We start from the raw sequence: 14,162 nt of genomic DNA, 5'->3' as shown, positions 1-14,162 counted from the left end.
GCTCAGATCCCCAGCAGGTGCTCGATGATGTCGAAGGTCGCGGTCTCGGTCTGGGGGTGCTGACAGATCGAGTCGTGGGCCGCGTGGTCATGCTCGGGGTCGTTGACCTCGAACTGGTGGTGGGTGTCGTAATCGGTGCCACGCCGAACCTCGTGGTTCTCGCCCGGGAACAAGCCCTGGGCGCTCATCAAGGGCACCGTCCCGTCGCTGTGCTCGGTCTGGGTGACGACCAGGCCGCGGTCCGCCCGGTTGGGGTCACCGCTGTAGACCGCCTCGCTGCCGTCAGCCCGGCGCCCGTAGTGGACGATGACCGGCGGGGCCATCATGCCGCCCTGATAGACCTGCGTCCGGTGCTGCCGCGGCGGCAGCTCGAAGGGGATGCGCGTGTCGACGCGAAGTCCCGTGCTGTAGATCGACCATGTCTTGTCCTCATACTTCCAGCACCCGAGCCAGTCGTGGAAATTTTTAGCGAGGGTCAAATTGGTGCTGAAGTCGGCGCGCGCCGCGGCGATCGGTGAGTAGGACGCCCCAGCCGGCGGCAGCAGGCCCGGCGGTGACTGGGTCTGGGCGTAGAGATCCCAGGTTCGGCCCGACCAGGCCTGGAAGGGAGCGTCGGGCCGCTCGAAGGTCTTGTAGTCGTACCAGCCGATCGACTGTTCGGCGGCGTTGCGATCGCGGTAGTTGGGCGTGACCAGCAGCTGCAGCGGCCCGGGCATGCCCGCGGCGATCGTCAGCGCGTCCTTGCGGTTGGTGCCGAGGATCCTGGTGAAGACGAAGGACTTGACGCCGTAGCCGCCGTCGTAGCGCATGCTCGCGCCGGTGAACAAACGACGGACGAGGACCACGCCGCCGTGGACCGGCTGGGCGATGTGGATGATGCCCAGACACTTGTCGCGCAGCTCGGCGTGGTCCTTGAGGAACGAGCGAGTCACGAGCCCGCCCATGCTGTGGCTGACCAGGATGTAGCGATCGACCTCCTCGGTGTCGAGGATCGCCTGCACGCGCCTGCGCAAGAACCGACCGCTGGCCCGGTTGCTCTGGCGCCAGTCATAGCCGACCACGTAGACGGGCGTGACGTAGCTGCCAAAGCGCCGACGCTGGAGATCACGGACGAAGTCCCCGTAGAAGCCCCACGCGACCCCAGCCCAGCCCCGCTCGCGCTCGGCGGCGGTGAGCTCGTCGTTGTCGGTCTTGATCGACGCCGGGTTGTTCGAGTGGAGCGCCTCGTAGGCGTCGTTGGCGTCCTCCCGGGCCCAGCCGATCATGTTGCCGTTGCTGTCTGGATCCCAGGCGCGGCCGCCACGGATCCAAATTCGCGAGCCCATGACCCCGGGCACGAAGATGAGCGGTACGGTCCCCGTGTCGAGGACGTTGTCGTCCATCCGGCAGACCGCCTCTTCCCCGGGCTCGTTGGCGCGGGCGGTCATGGGCTGTCCTCCTTGCGTACGCTGGCGAGCAGCTCGTCGACCAGCCCACGCACGCGAGCCGCGGCGGACCACGGCCCCCCGGCGTCGATCTGCACGTAACAGGTCCGGGCCGAGTCGCTAGCCGGGTCGCGAGATGACCCGCCGAGTTCGAAGCCCTGCACCGACCGACACACCAGGCTCTCTTCGCCGAGCTCGTCGTCACGCAGGTGCGCGCGCATGAGCTCACCATCGCTGAGCGAGACGTCTTCGCGATCGACGACGACCAGGCCCTTGTCTGCGGCGTCGACGAGCGGCTCGTCGAGGGTCGGTTGCTCGGCGTCGAGATCGTGGATCGTGATCGAGATCGAGAGCCGGGCGTCGAGGTCGCGCCAGGTGTGGGTCCGCGGATAGGACAGGCGGGCGGGGACATCGAAGGCCCAGGCCCCGGCGCGGCGCCGGACCCAACCGGCCGCGGGCGCGGCCGGAGCCGGCTGTTCGGCGGGGGCGAGGCTTGCGAGCACGGCCTCGACCCTGGCGTCGGCGTCGGCCCGAGGCAGCCCGAGGGTGAAGCTGAGCTTGACCCAATCGTCGGGGTTGGCCTCGCTGCCGAGGTTGGCCACGACCGTGATGCCGTGCACGGTCTCGCCGTCCTGCTCGAACGAATAGCGCAGGTACTTGCCAGCTTTGCCCGCGAGCTCCCGATCGCTGGGCTCGTCGATCGAGAAGGCGGAAACGGGGAAACCGTCGAGCTGCTCGTGGAGCTTGGCGATGACCTCGTCGCTGGGCGTCCCGCCTCCGGCCGGGAACTCGAGCCTGAGGTCGAGCTCCTCTTGGGGGTCACGCCCGTGAAAGCTGTAGGTGCTGCGGTCCTCCAGGCCTCGCGGAACCTCGAAAGAGATGTCGTCAACACGCAGGCGCATGGCCACTTCATTCTACACCGTAGCGCACGCCATCTGATACGCTGACTCGCGTGACGAGGAGCGTCCGCGTCGAGCTCGGGCTCGAGGAGTACAGCTTCGCCGCTGGCCGCACGGCCCGGGCTGAGGCTGGCCAGCCGCTGCGTCCCCGCGACGGCGTCCGGCTCGTTCAACGGCTCCACGCAGGGCAGCTACACAAGCTCCGGAGCCTGGTAACGGCGACTGGCCGGCGCAGCTTGGGCTGGAACAAAGATCTACGTGACCCCCTCGCCGAGCTGGTCGCCAGCGGGCACATCGAGGTTCGACGGCTCGAAGCCCAGGTCCACCGCCCGAGCGGCAAGATCCCCGAGCCGATCGAGCTCACCCCGCCCGAGCCCGTCGCAAACGAGATCGTCGAGGTCCACGGTGTGATGATCGAGCTGGTCGACGCGGACGGGAACCCCGTGCCCGGCGAGCCCTTCCGCATCAAGCTGCCCGACGGCACGACCGAGACCAGCACCCTCGATGAAGAGGGCAAGGCCCACATCACGGGGATCGAGCGCGCGGGGAACTGCAAGGTGTGCTTCTACGAGCGCGACGCCGCGGTCTGGGCCCGAGTCTGAGCTCGAGAACTACGAGCTCGGGGTCGTGGGCGGCGCAGGCGGCCCCCCTGCCGCCGACGCCAGGGCGCGGTCGCTACGCTGGGGCCTCGACCACCGCGCACTTGCGCAAGCGCCCGGACTCGGATTGCATGGGGCCATGACCACGCTCGAGACCCGTCGAGACTTCCTCCGCGCGACGCTGATCTCCGCCGCCGGCCTCCTCGCAGGCTGCAAGAGCAGCGAGGGCGAAGACGGCGGCGAGGCGGGCACCTCCGGCGGGACCGAGACCGGCGGCGAGCCCCGCGAGGTCGTCGACGGCTTCGAGTTCTTCCCGCAGTCGGTCGCGTCCGGCGACCCGCGGCCACAGAGCGTGATCTTGTGGACCCGCGTCGAAGATCCCGAGCTGCCCGGCGAGGACCTCGAGCTCGAGCTCGAGCTGTCTCTCGATCCCGAGTTCAGCGACCCCACGGTCGAGCTCGGGACCGTGACCGCGAGCGCGACCTACGATCACTGCGTCAAGGTCCGGCTCAGCGATCTGCCCCCGGGCGAGTACATCTACTACCGCTTCGTCTACGCCAAGGGCGAGACCTACTACGGCAGCCGCATCGGCCGGGCCAAGTCCGCGCCCGAGCCGACGGCCGACGTCGGCGTCCGCTTCGCGGTGCTCTCATGCCAGGACTACTCGCGCTGGTACAACGTCTGCCACGCCCTCGCCGAGGAGGAGCTCGACTTCGTCGTCCACCTTGGCGACTACATCTACGAGACCACGGGCGACCCCGACTTTCAGGCCCCGATCGAGGGCCGGACGATCACCTTCGACGATCTCGACGGCGCGATCGTGTTCAACGAGGGCGAGCCGAGCCAGTACTACGCGGCCGCCTCGCTCGACAATTACCGCCAGCTCTACCGGACCTACCGCAGCGATCGCGGGCTCCAAAAAGTCCACGAGCGCGCGCCGATGATCGCGACCTGGGACGACCACGAGTACTCGAACGACTGCCACGGCGCGACCTCGACCTACTTCGGCGGCGAGGTCGACGAGGCCGACGTCGATCGGCGCAAGGCCGCGAACCAGGCGTGGTTCGAGTACATGCCCGTCGACTACGCCGACGATCCGGACTTCGTGTACGACCCGGGCGCGGCCTTCCCCGGTGATCTGATCATCTACCGCGACTTCGTCTACGGCCAGCACCTGCACCTCGCGATGACCGACGAGCGGACCTGGCGCAGCGACCACCCGATCCGCGAAGACGCGTTCCCGGCCACGATCGTCGTCGAGGAGTCCACGGTCATGGCCGAGCTCGGCGAGCTCCCCAGCTATACCCGGCCCTACCTCGACATCGACGCGTGGGACGACGGCAGCCTCCGCGACGCGCTGGTCGCCGCGGCCGGCGACGTCGGCTACGACCCGGCCTGGATCACCGGCAAGCTCGACGCCCTCGCCGTCAACGATCTGATCGCGACGATCGATCCCGAGGGCATGACCCTGACCCCGCTGAGCGAGGCCGAGCTCATGGCGATGCCGCGCGGCGTGTCCTACGCGAGCATGGGCAAGACCGGCTTCTACGGCAGCTTTGGCGCCCGCTTGCTGGTCAACAAGCCGCCCTACGACCTCTGGACCCGGCTGCGCTACGAGCAAGATCCGAAGGTCGAGGAGGTCCTCGGCGCGGACCAAGAGGCGTGGCTGATCAGCACCCTCGGCGGCTCGGACCGGACGTGGAAGGTCTGGGGCAACGAGTTCCTCCTCGGTCAGATCGCCGTCGACGTCCGCGACCTCGCGCCCGCGCCCTTCGACAACCTCTACTACCTGAGCCTCGACCTGTGGGACGGCCACCGCAACCGCCGCGACACGGTCCTGAGCGCGCTCGCGGGCGTCGACAACCTGGTCGCGATCACCGGCGACATCCACGGCTTTTACGCGGGCACGCCCTTCGCGTTCGGCGACACCGAGCAGCGGATCGTCGAGTTCGTGACCAGCTCGGTCACGAGCTCGAGCTTCAAGGAGATCCTCGAGGTCAACGTCTCGACCAACCCCGCGCTGGCCAACTTCGCCGAGGCCGCGCTGCTCGTCGAGGCCCTCGACAGCCTGCTCGGATCGGCCTCGCTCCAGACCAACCCCCACCTCGGCTACGCCCAGAGCGATCTGCACGGCTACGTGATCGTCGAGCTCGACGGCGCGACCCTCGACGCCAGCTACCACCAGCTCCCGCGCGAACGCCTGCTCACCGACCAAAGCGGCAACCTCAGCTCGCTGCTCGGGGCCTTCAGCGTCGAGCGCTTCCGCGTCAACGCCGGCGAGCGCGAGCTCTACCGCGACTTCGACGGGGAGTGGCGGATCTGGAACCGCGACACGATGGTGTGGACGTGAGAGTCACGCGGCTCGTTGCGCGCGGATCGTCGTCCGTGCGCGACACAGCCGGGTTCGGATCGCGTTGGGGCTCGAGCCGACGGTGGTTGCGATCTCTCGCGGCTTGAAGCCTTCGGCGCTGAGCAAGAGCACGGTCCGACCGCGGCTCGACAGCACCGCCAGCACGCGCTCGATCTCGGCGCGCTGCTCGAGGCGCGTGGCCGCGGTCTTCGAGCTGCTGGCCGGGGGCCGCTCGCAAACGCGCTCATCGAGGACCAGCTTGGACCCGCGTCGCGTGGCCGCGTTGCGGGCGATCGTGAACAGGCAGGGCGTAAAGGGCCGCGTCGGCGAGCGCCCAATGGGAGAGGAAGACCCCTGGTCTAGAGTTTTGTTCAGTGCACCCATGGGCAGGTCAGCCCCCTGCTGGCGGCCGCTCCTGGTGTTGGCGCCACGCCGGGGCGCTCTTTGCTCAAGCCACACCGTGCGCCGATACCGCATCACCCCGAACACTGTTTAATGACCCCACAGCCAGGTTCGTCCCTCCTCGTTCTCCGCCGGTTGACCTTTGCCCTGTTCTAGGCGAACAACAGCTCATCTCATCGTCGGCAAGAGGGGGGTGCACCGCAGCCACGAAGTAGCTAAGCAGCTATGAGTGTCAACGAGCCCTTCGTATGAGCAAAGCTAGCCATGTCAACGAAGAAAAAGAGGCGCACAAAACCTAAACGCGCACGCAAAGTCGCTACCACCAACCTGGCACGGCAGTATGCGCGCTTCGCCAACTCCGGTCAGCACCAAGCTTGCTTTGGACACGGCCCGTTGCGAAAAAACCGGACACTCAGCGAACAGTTTCTTCGACTCGTAAGGAAGCCCGAGCAGCTGCATCCTTCCCCATTCCCGAACACCTGTCAGGACTTTGGCTCGCCCCCCTTGCATGATGAACCGGACCTAGCTTCGGAGCTCACTTGGGCATCTGAGATGTGCCTCGCATTCTCCGCACGACTACGTGGCTTCATGAGCCAGCAGCGGCAGTTTGAAAAGTCTCTTCTTCTGGGTGAACTCCAGGAAGCCCATCTCATACTCGACAATATATCAACCATCTACGGAACCAGTTTATGGGCAATCGAAGCCGAGTTACTACTGCGCGGAACTCAAGGGAACTGCGCCCCCGAAGAACTCGGCGACATCATGAAACAAGCCAGTGGAAATAAATACGCCACACTGGTCACCTCGGCAATTGCAATTCGCGCACAACGAGAGACATCCGCATCAGCGTTCTACCGCATGATGGTAGAAACCCCGGGCAAAGCGGGGCCACCAAGCCCCGAAGCATTCGCCGCGAGCAGCGCGTGGTGGTTCCGTGTTGCGCCATCACTTCTCGGAACTTCCTCCAAGGACGAACTCGCAGAATACCTCAATTATGAGTCTTCACTCCCAATTATTGACATCTTCCAGACCCTCCGTGCCACAGTTGAGCAACTGGCCCTGCATGACCGAGCGTCGGAAATCCATCCGCAGTTTGCCAGCACCGCCAAGAAACTGGCAGAAGCGTTCGATGTCCCCTGGCTAGAAAACATTCGCATCTCGAGGTCTTGGTCCCCGCCCCCCAAGTCACTTGACAACATCGACTCTAAACTCAGCGATGCGTGTTCCAACTATGCCCACCATAAATTCGCCGAAAGCTTCGCGCTGTGCAAAGAAGCCGCGCTCTCCGACCCTCGCAACGGATTTGCCATCCACCTCGCAGCGAGAGCAGCACTCCATACATACGACGATCTAGACCAAATTGACTTTGGCCCGCCAGGATCCTTACTACACGAGGCTTTCCGTGACACTTTCGAGTTCTTCGCCCGGAAACCCGACGATATCTCCGCAACACCTCTCTTCCTCGATTGGTCTCTCACATACTGCAATCTGGACTTTGGAAAATCCATGGATCCTGAACAGTGGGTGGTTTCTCCAGCATATCGGATTGCCAGGTATCAGACTGACCACAACGGCGACCTCGAATGTGCATCTCTCTGTGAGATGCTGCTCTCGCTACCAACACGCGAGCCCCCCCCGCCGCCACTTTCCCCTGAACGGGCGGCAGGAAGCGCTAGCCTCATCTACGCTCGTCAACTCTCAGCCCAGGGCAAGGCAGATGCCGCGATTTCCGAGTTTCAGCGAACGATCAATGAGGCACCGTGCATAGTTGACCGTGCAGATGCATTTGCCCAGATGATCGAACTGCTCGCACATACGAATGACTGGAAAAACTGCGCGGTTGCTATTTCGCGAGCGTACGCGACAAACCCCGCATTCCTTGTCGGCTGCGACCTGCGACCGATCGCCGCACTTGCCCACCGCGTACGATTTCATGGCCCACCAGACGGGCTCGAATCAATAGCTGAATGGCCCGTCGCAGTCAATATTGCCAACCAGGTCTCGGAAACAGAAGAACCCTACACTACATACGTTGCGTACGACGAGTTTCTTGAGTCCCAAGACTGCAGCCGCCCCTCTGAACTCGCAAACCGTCTCTCCGCCGCAAAGCGATTAGACCACGCCGTCATACTTTTCTTACGCGATGTATGCACAAAGGACATCATGGACTCCTCGTACGTATTCGAGAGCCTCTCTCAAATTGAGGATGAGAGGATCTCGATATGCCGCTTCCTGGCGGCACACGGTGACTCTGACCTTGCAAACAAGATGGATGCCGAGATCTCGGAAATCATTCGCGAACGGCTTGTCCGTCAGACCATCCGCGAAGCCGGAAGTTCTAAAATCCATGTCAACACGGAAGGGGTGAGGGCGCAACTACCGGAAGCACTCGAGCAAGCACTGAGCCACATTACGCTGTACTCAAAACTGGTACTCGCCTCGGACCCCATCGACAGTGCGATCCTACATGACCTTTTGCGACATTTTGTCTCCTTCTTTTTGGGGCGCCTCTTCGATCAGTTAGTCTGGAGTGAACAACATGGACTCGACTCGAACCTCAGCATACGAATACGTCACGGAACGCTTGAGGGCCAACTTCGAGGTTTCTTTGAGAAATTCTCACTAATCACGATGCGTGGAAACAGTACAAAAGAAGACAGTGCGCAGTATGCAGAGAACATCTATTGGCGGGAACGAATCGCATCTTTTCTCAGCCCCGAAGATGTTCAGATGGTCATGGAGGCGCTCCAGCAGTTATCCTCGGATGTCGACAGCGTTATCACGGAACTCCGCGACGAGTGGTTTCACATCAATCGGAAGGTCAAACCTCTGGGAAAGTTCGCTGCTAGTGTCTTGCCCGACGAAACCCAGCAACTCTTTGATTTTCTCCTTAGCAACCCCACGGCAATCAGCCAGGAAACCGTGTACGATGAAGGTGTCAGGATCTTCTGGTCGAAAGTTGGACGCAGTTGCACGAGGATTGCGGACTCACTACGACATGAGATCCATCGTCGCCTCGAGGATGTGCTTGAGGAACTCAGGTCAGCGATCGACTCTTTTCCAACACCCATAGTTAGGGATATGCTAGCCTCGATCGAAAACTGTCGGGCTGGGCTACGACCAGAACTTGAGACGATTGCCTCTTGGCTCGAGGTACCTATCCAGAATAGTCGACAAGGAATTGTGAGTCTCGATGTCGTGGTTCAGGCCTGCATAAATTCGATGCGCCGAGCAGAACGGCTTGATCCGACACTAGTTCTCAATGCTGAGAACATCATGATTTCTGGACACCACTCCTCAAATCTGTACCATGCAATCTCGATTATCGTTGACAACGCCATTCAGCATGGCGACGGGAGCCTGCTGGAGGTACACACCGAAAACAGAGCGCCAGGGTGGTCAGCTGTAAGGGTGCGCAACGGCGTGTCTGAGGAACGCGCAAACTCTCTTTCTAAGTCCATCAATGTCCTCGCAGACCGTGCAAAATTACAGGGAGCGACGGATCTAATTCGGCGCGAAGGCGGTTCCGGATTCTACAAGCTAGGCCGAATCCTCCGACATGACCTCGGATTAGGTGACAGTTACAGTGTCGACGTTACCCTTGAAGCCCCCCGTGTAGTCTCCGTAGAAATCTCGCTCCACAACGCGATACTGGGCCACACCCATGACAATACTAATAATTGAGGACGATCCGAACAAACTCAAGCAGTTGGCCAGTCATGTGCGCGAGACCATGAGAAGCGCCGAGATCGTCGAAGCCTCATCCTATCAATCTGGCCTAAAAGCCATCTTGGCCGACAAGTACGACTTGTGCATTCTTGACATGACGATGCCCAACTACGAGGCAAAAACCAGTGCCGAAGGTGGTCGACAGCGACCTTTCGCTGGGCGAGACATACTTCGTGAGGTGAAGCGAAAATCGATTTCAGTTCCTATTGTTGTCGTGACTCAGTTCGACACCTTTGGCCAAGGCCGAAAAGTCCTGAAGCGCGACGAACTTGCCCGAGAACTCAGAAAGACGTTCACCGACATCTTTTGCGGCATGATTTACTACAGCGCATCACGCACCGACTGGAAAAAACAGTTGACGAGGGTGCTCATAGCAAAGGTTGAAGAACAATGACTGTCAAAAACATACTAATCGTTGAGGATGACCGAACCAAGTATCTCCGCATACGCGGAGTGGTTGCGGGCCTCGCTGGCAAGAAGGTTGACATCGCACGAGCCCCGGATGCCGCCAGCGCTCTCAACATGATGAGGGATGCAGCCTATGATTTGCTCATTCTCGACCTCCTCCTCCCTGTCAGGGCCGGCGACACGCCTAAGAAGGATTCGGGCCTAGACATTGCACGCAAAATCCAAAGGGATCGAATATTCAACACCCCGGCGAACGTGATCGCCTTGACGGGTTATGAGAACATCAAGGATGAGCAGGTAGCGGCATTCCACGAGTGGGGATGGCTGCTCGTACAGTATTCAATGGCAGGAGGGGAGTGGGTCGGAGCTCTCGAAAACACAGTAAATCGCATATTTCGAACAGACCGAACACCCCACCAAACTCAGCACATGTCAGACGCCGTTATCATCACAGCTGTTCGGTCCATTGAGTTTGAGGCATTGCGCCGAACTGCGCCAGCAATCGAGCGAATACAGGGCACCGATGAGAAGAACGTGTACTGGAAAGCGACACTGAAATCGGCGACATCTCGTCAGGTTATCTGTACGTCTGCTCAGGAGATGGGAATGCCGATGTCTGCAGCACTTGCTATGAAGTGCACTATGCTCTATCGGCCTAGGCTACTCTGCATGTGCGGGATCGCCGCAGGGACAGGGGGTGGTTTTGGAGACATTCTTGTCGCTACTAAGTCTTGGGACTATGGCAGCGGAAAGATTCACACCTCTTTAGACGACAACGAGAGCATCTTTCGGCCGCGACCATCTTATCACAGGGCCGCATCCGATTTAGCTGCGCTTTTCGGTGAATTCGAGAAGGATGAGGAGAAAAAACTGATTGAATTTTGGGACGAATGGAGGGGTGACAAGCCCACGAGCCCCCCCCGCATTCGCCGGGGGCCATTGGCGTCTGGGGCATCTGTCATCGCCAGTGCCGAATTCATGCAGAAGCTAGCCTCTCGCGATGACCGAATTATCGGTGTCGAGATGGAGGCATATGGTCTTTTTGCAGCGGCCGACATTGCCCCTGAGCCTAGCCCCAAGGTCGTCGTCATGAAGTCAGTTTGTGATTTCGGGGACACGAACAAGGATGACAAGTACCAAGACTACGCCGCGGAGTCGAGCGCGCGTTGCCTGCTGGACTTTTTGGACTTTTACTTCTCTGCTAGCTGAAATACTTGCTTGTGGACGAGTCAGGTAGAACGCGAGTGATGCGATGAATCTATCTCCCGGATTAGGGGCAGCAAACCGAGTCCAGGAGCTCGGCGAGCTCCCCAGCTATACCCGGCCCTACCTCGACATCGACGCGTGGGACGACGGCAGCCTCCGCGACGCGCTGGTCGCCGCGGCCGGCGACGTCGGCTACGACCCGGCCTGGATCACCGGCAAGCTCGACGCCCTCGCCGTCAACGATCTGATCGCGACGATCGATCCCGAGGGCATGACCCTGACCCCGCTGAGCGAGGCCGAGCTCATGGCGATGCCGCGCGGCGTGTCCTACGCGAGCATGGGCAAGACCGGCTTCTACGGCAGCTTTGGCGCCCGCTTGCTGGTCAACAAGCCGCCCTACGACCTCTGGACCCGGCTGCGCTACGAGCAAGATCCGAAGGTCGAGGAGGTCCTCGGCGCGGACCAAGAGGCGTGGCTGATCAGCACCCTCGGCGGCTCGGACCGGACGTGGAAGGTCTGGGGCAACGAGTTCCTCCTCGGTCAGATCGCCGTCGACGTCCGCGACCTCGCGCCCGCGCCCTTCGACAACCTCTACTACCTGAGCCTCGACCTGTGGGACGGCCACCGCAACCGCCGCGACACGGTCCTGAGCGCGCTCGCGGGCGTCGACAACCTGGTCGCGATCACCGGCGACATCCACGGCTTTTACGCGGGCACGCCCTTCGCGTTCGGCGACACCGAGCAGCGGATCGTCGAGTTCGTGACCAGCTCGGTCACGAGCTCGAGCTTCAAGGAGATCCTCGAGGTCAACGTCTCGACCAACCCCGCGCTGGCCAACTTCGCCGAGGCCGCGCTGCTCGTCGAGGCCCTCGACAGCCTGCTCGGATCGGCCTCGCTCCAGACCAACCCCCACCTCGGCTACGCCCAGAGCGATCTGCACGGCTACGTGATCGTCGAGCTCGACGGCGCGACCCTCGACGCCAGCTACCACCAGCTCCCGCGCGAACGCCTGCTCACCGACCAAAGCGGCAACCTCAGCTCGCTGCTCGGGGCCTTCAGCGTCGAGCGCTTCCGCGTCAACGCGGGCGAGCGCGAGCTCTACCGCGACTTCGACGGGGAGTGGCGGATCTGGAACCGCGACACGATGGTGTGGACGGCCTGAGCCGTCCACACCCTCAGCGACCGCCCGCGACCCGCGATCACGGAGGCGGGCAGTCGATGTCGACCAGGGTCACGTAGCGCGCGCGGGTCGGGAACACCGGGTGCAGGACCTCGCACTCGCGCTCGGGGTGGTCGACGGTGACCGAGTAGGCGCCGCCGATGTCGTCGGGATCGAGGTTGAAGGTGACCCAAAAGGGCAGCAGCTGCGAGTCGATCAGGTTGCTGTCGAGGACCGGCTTGTTGTCCATGCTCGTGCCGTAGGAGGTCCCTTGCGGGGGCGGCGGCATGAAGTTCACGGTCGCGCCGGTCGCGGTCGGCTGGAGCAGGCGAACGATGACGACGCCCTTGCCCTCGTCGGCGGTGACGTTGGGATCTTGCATCTGGAGCAGCTCGAGCTGCAGATCGATCAGCATGTTGCTGATCTGGCCGAGCTCGAGGTTGTCGGTGTCCATGTCGGGGAGGTAGGCCGGCCGGATGCCGCCCCAGTACTCGTCCTCGTTGCCGTCGAGTAAGAAGAACACCTCGGTGCTCGGGGTCATCCCCATGAGCTCGTAGACGCCGTCGACGCCGCTGACGGTCTCGAACCCGGGCATGTCCTTGACCGACACGTTGGCGCCCTCGATGCCGCTGAGCGTGAGGAAGTCGGTGACCTCGCCACCGACGACGATCTCCGACGGCCCGGTGTCGCCGTCGCCGTCGCCGTCGCCGTCTCCGTCGCCGTCTCCGTCTCCGTCGCCGTCACCGTTGTCGTTGCCGCCGGTCTCGGTGTTGCCGCCGTCGGTCTCGCCAGTCGCGGTGTCGCCGGTTCCGGCTGCTTCGGCCCCAACCGTGACGTCGTCGGCGCAGGCGCCGAGCGAGACGACCAGACCCAGCCCAAAGGCGAGGGCGAGGCAGGAGCGGTGGGGATGGTTGTTGTTCAGTGTAAGGGTCATGTAGTCCTCCAAAGGCGCGGGCTAACCGCAAAAGCCAGCCTAGCAGATTTTGTCGTGTCCTGGACTCGGAGCGCGGGTCCGGGTCCGAGAGTCGGTCAGTCCCGTCGCGGCCGGCGTTCGGCCGCGTGCTTGAGGGTCTTGCGTTCGAGCCGCTTGAACGAGCGATACATCGCGGCCCCGTCGCGGAAGCGCTTGCGTGCGTCGACCTCGATCGCGTGGCGGACGAACTCGCGGAGATCTGGGTGCTGACGCTTGAGCCGGTCCCAGCCCTCGGCCGGCCAGTTGAACGGCCAGCCCGGCAACTTGCCCGTCAACAGCTGGTGGATCACGAGCCCGGCCGAGAACACGTCCGAGCGAGCCGAGGGCCGGCCCATGGCTTGCTCCGGCGACATGTAGCCGACCGAACCAGAGGCCGAGGCCTGGATGGTCTTGCGCGCGAACTTGGCGATGCCGAAGTCGGCCAGGCGCAGGCGCCCGTCGGCGAACAGGATGATGTTGTCGGGCTTGATGTCGCAGTGAATGATGCCCTGCTCGTGGGCGTGCGACAGGCCGGCGAGCATCTGGCCGATGTAGTCGATCTTGGTCGTGAACTTGATCCGCTTGCTGAGCCGGTCGTCGAGGCTGCAGATCCCAAGCGGCTGAACGATCGTGAACACGCCGTCGATGAAGTCGGCGTTCTTGATCGGCAAGATGTTGCCGTGGTCGAGCTTGGCCGTGATCCGAACTTCACGACGGAAGTCGTCGATGTCCTCGGCCTTGACGAGGCCGCCGAGCGGGACCTTGAGCGCGACCGAGATGCCCTCGATGCTGTCGTAGGCCTCGTAGACGTCACCGAAGCCGCCCCGGGCCAGGCGCCGCTTGAGCCGATACTTGCCGAGTCGCTGTCCGACGCGAACCATGATGACTGCCGATTGAGGCGCTCCGATCCGCCGCAGGGCGCGAAGGGTACCAGGCCGCCCGCGCGCGTGGGTCGAGATCAGGGATGTCCCAGCCGCCGGGCCGTGCTGGGGGGCGTGGTCGTGCCCAGGGCGGGCTGCGGGTCAGGCGCAGGC

Annotated in this window: 11 protein-coding genes; 6 read left to right on the top strand and 5 right to left on the bottom strand. The window is 62.8% G+C overall.

Annotation, left to right across the window (positions count from 1 at the left end):
* Window positions 1–2 precede the first annotated feature (2 nt).
* Both ENSA5_RS12895 and ENSA5_RS12890 read right to left on the bottom strand, forming a co-directional pair.
* On the bottom strand, window positions 3–1,427 hold the full coding sequence (locus ENSA5_RS12895; RefSeq protein WP_106391948.1) for an esterase/lipase family protein: 1,425 nt from the start codon (window positions 1,425–1,427) through the stop codon (window positions 3–5).
* Entirely contained in the window at window positions 1,424–2,326 is a 903-nt protein-coding gene (locus ENSA5_RS12890; RefSeq protein WP_106391947.1) for a DcrB/PsbP domain-containing protein, read from the bottom strand. The genes ENSA5_RS12895 and ENSA5_RS12890 overlap by 4 nt, the downstream gene beginning before the upstream one ends.
* 50 nt (window positions 2,327–2,376) lie before the next feature.
* On the opposite strand from ENSA5_RS12890, the gene ENSA5_RS12885 reads away from it, so the two are divergent.
* Both ENSA5_RS12885 and ENSA5_RS12880 read left to right on the top strand, forming a co-directional pair.
* Window positions 2,377–2,925 (top strand): Ig-like domain-containing protein, encoded by a 549-nt coding sequence (locus ENSA5_RS12885; RefSeq protein WP_106391946.1) that lies wholly within the window; start codon window positions 2,377–2,379, stop codon window positions 2,923–2,925.
* A gap of 136 nt (window positions 2,926–3,061) precedes the next feature.
* Window positions 3,062–5,272, top strand: a complete 2,211-nt coding sequence (locus ENSA5_RS12880; protein WP_106391945.1) for an alkaline phosphatase D family protein — start codon at window positions 3,062–3,064, stop codon at window positions 5,270–5,272.
* A gap of 3 nt (window positions 5,273–5,275) precedes the next feature.
* Here the strand turns inward: ENSA5_RS12880 and ENSA5_RS12875 are convergent, their stop codons facing one another.
* A complete protein-coding gene (locus ENSA5_RS12875) occupies window positions 5,276–5,656 on the bottom strand; it encodes an RNA polymerase sigma factor (RefSeq protein ID WP_181197710.1) in 381 nt (126 codons plus the stop codon).
* Window positions 5,657–6,262: 606 nt separating this feature from the next.
* On the opposite strand from ENSA5_RS12875, the gene ENSA5_RS35910 reads away from it, so the two are divergent.
* The 4 genes from ENSA5_RS35910 to ENSA5_RS12860 are packed head-to-tail and all read left to right on the top strand — an operon-like array spanning window position 6,263 to window position 12,179.
* Window positions 6,263–9,358, top strand: coding sequence for a hypothetical protein (locus ENSA5_RS35910; protein WP_146155632.1), 3,096 nt, complete (start codon window positions 6,263–6,265; stop codon window positions 9,356–9,358).
* Window positions 9,339–9,797 (top strand): response regulator, encoded by a 459-nt coding sequence (locus tag ENSA5_RS12870; RefSeq protein WP_106391943.1) that lies wholly within the window; start codon window positions 9,339–9,341, stop codon window positions 9,795–9,797. The genes ENSA5_RS35910 and ENSA5_RS12870 overlap by 20 nt, the downstream gene beginning before the upstream one ends.
* On the top strand, window positions 9,794–11,020 hold the full coding sequence (locus ENSA5_RS12865) for a 5'-methylthioadenosine/S-adenosylhomocysteine nucleosidase family protein (RefSeq protein ID WP_106391942.1): 1,227 nt from the start codon (window positions 9,794–9,796) through the stop codon (window positions 11,018–11,020). Before ENSA5_RS12870 ends, ENSA5_RS12865 begins: the two co-directional genes overlap by 4 nt.
* A 43-nt stretch (window positions 11,021–11,063) precedes the next feature.
* The gene (locus tag ENSA5_RS12860) at window positions 11,064–12,179 is read left to right on the top strand and encodes an alkaline phosphatase D family protein (protein WP_106391941.1); all 1,116 of its coding nucleotides are present in this window, start codon (window positions 11,064–11,066) and stop codon (window positions 12,177–12,179) included.
* Window positions 12,180–12,216: 37 nt separating this feature from the next.
* On the opposite strand, the gene ENSA5_RS12855 is transcribed toward ENSA5_RS12860, so the two are convergent.
* The gene (locus ENSA5_RS12855; RefSeq protein ID WP_146155631.1) at window positions 12,217–13,110 is read right to left on the bottom strand and encodes a hypothetical protein; all 894 of its coding nucleotides are present in this window, start codon (window positions 13,108–13,110) and stop codon (window positions 12,217–12,219) included.
* 95 nt (window positions 13,111–13,205) lie between these two features.
* On the bottom strand, window positions 13,206–14,009 hold the full coding sequence (locus tag ENSA5_RS12850; RefSeq protein WP_106391939.1) for a serine/threonine-protein kinase: 804 nt from the start codon (window positions 14,007–14,009) through the stop codon (window positions 13,206–13,208).
* Between the last annotated feature and the right edge of the window lie 153 nt (window positions 14,010–14,162).

Source organism: Enhygromyxa salina, from assembly GCF_002994615.1.
GTDB lineage: Bacteria > Myxococcota_A > Polyangia > Nannocystales > Nannocystaceae > Plesiocystis > Plesiocystis salina_A.
The sequence above is the reverse complement of the archived record's forward strand: the minus strand, read 5'-3'. Positions and strand labels throughout refer to the sequence as shown.

What these genes read in the sequence shown, in the direction of transcription:
- ENSA5_RS12860 (WP_106391941.1), top strand. Translation starts at nt 11,064, where the DNA reads ATGAATCTATCTCCCGGATTAGGGGCAGCAAACCGAGTCCAGGAGCTC.
- ENSA5_RS12895 (WP_106391948.1), bottom strand. Translation starts at nt 1,427, where the DNA reads ATGACCGCCCGCGCCAACGAGCCCGGGGAAGAGGCGGTCTGCCGGATG.
- ENSA5_RS12890 (WP_106391947.1), bottom strand. Translation starts at nt 2,326, where the DNA reads ATGCGCCTGCGTGTTGACGACATCTCTTTCGAGGTTCCGCGAGGCCTG.
- ENSA5_RS12865 (WP_106391942.1), top strand. Translation starts at nt 9,794, where the DNA reads ATGACTGTCAAAAACATACTAATCGTTGAGGATGACCGAACCAAGTAT.
- ENSA5_RS12880 (WP_106391945.1), top strand. Translation starts at nt 3,062, where the DNA reads ATGACCACGCTCGAGACCCGTCGAGACTTCCTCCGCGCGACGCTGATC.
- ENSA5_RS12875 (WP_181197710.1), bottom strand. Translation starts at nt 5,656, where the DNA reads ATGGGTGCACTGAACAAAACTCTAGACCAGGGGTCTTCCTCTCCCATT.
- ENSA5_RS12855 (WP_146155631.1), bottom strand. Translation starts at nt 13,110, where the DNA reads ATGACCCTTACACTGAACAACAACCATCCCCACCGCTCCTGCCTCGCC.
- ENSA5_RS12870 (WP_106391943.1), top strand. Translation starts at nt 9,339, where the DNA reads ATGACAATACTAATAATTGAGGACGATCCGAACAAACTCAAGCAGTTG.
- ENSA5_RS35910 (WP_146155632.1), top strand. Translation starts at nt 6,263, where the DNA reads ATGAGCCAGCAGCGGCAGTTTGAAAAGTCTCTTCTTCTGGGTGAACTC.
- ENSA5_RS12850 (WP_106391939.1), bottom strand. Translation starts at nt 14,009, where the DNA reads ATGGTTCGCGTCGGACAGCGACTCGGCAAGTATCGGCTCAAGCGGCGC.